Source organism: Paenalicyclobacillus cellulosilyticus (genome assembly GCF_014647315.1).
In the GTDB taxonomy this organism is placed as follows: Bacteria; Bacillota; Bacilli; order Alicyclobacillales; family Alicyclobacillaceae; genus Alicyclobacillus_J; species Alicyclobacillus_J cellulosilyticus.
Genome location: NZ_BMOY01000098.1, coordinates 1 through 697 on the forward strand (window position 1 = coordinate 1; position 697 = coordinate 697).

Sequence of the window (697 nt, forward strand, 5' to 3'; positions counted from 1 at the left end):
GCCCCGGCGGCGCGCGCGGCGCCCGTACCGCGCCATCGCCCGGCCCGCGCGGAGCGTCCGGCCGCGGTACGCGTTACGGTCGGGAGGCGAGTCCGGATGCCGGCCGGGCTGCAGGCGTCTCCACCCCTGCCTGCGGCTGCCCCGAGGCAGGCGGGGAGACTGCTTTTTGGAAACAAATGGTATGCGGCGGCATCCGGTACGCCTCGACGAAACCGAGTTCCTTGGTGAACGCCACACTCTGCGGCTGGCGTGCCAGAACGAGCACCTGCAGGGTGTGCGCGCCCAAACGGCGCGCCTCCTCCTCCAGGTGTTGCATCACCTTCTCACCCCACTCTTTGCGCCGCCCTTTTTCCAACACCAGGGCGTGGATGTGCATGATCCCGTCCGCGCCGACCAAGTACGTGTAATAGCCGATCCGCTTTTCTCCCTGCTCCACGACGACCGTCGGCATCCCCGATTGGATCAACTGTTCGAATTGGGCGCGCGGGAACGGTTCCCCGGTCGCCTCCTGGTGCGCCCGGCCCAACTGCTCTTCCGTCAACGCCACAATGAACGCATCGTCCTCCGGACGGCGCGGGCGAAACGTGAGCTCTGCACCGGTAACCAAAGCCCCTTTGCCGCCTGGCGCGGCCGCCTGGCGCTTGCGCTTGCGCGTCACCGCGCCTGCCGCGCCGCGCGGCCGCGCCGGCTCCTGCCG

At 69.4% G+C, this 697-nt stretch carries 1 protein-coding gene; it reads right to left on the bottom strand.

What is annotated here, in order from left to right; genetic code table 11:
- Nucleotides 1-73: 73 nt before the first annotated feature.
- A partial coding sequence (locus IEX97_RS12950) for a GNAT family N-acetyltransferase (RefSeq protein WP_188883517.1) occupies nt 74-697 on the bottom strand: 624 nt, incomplete at its 5' end.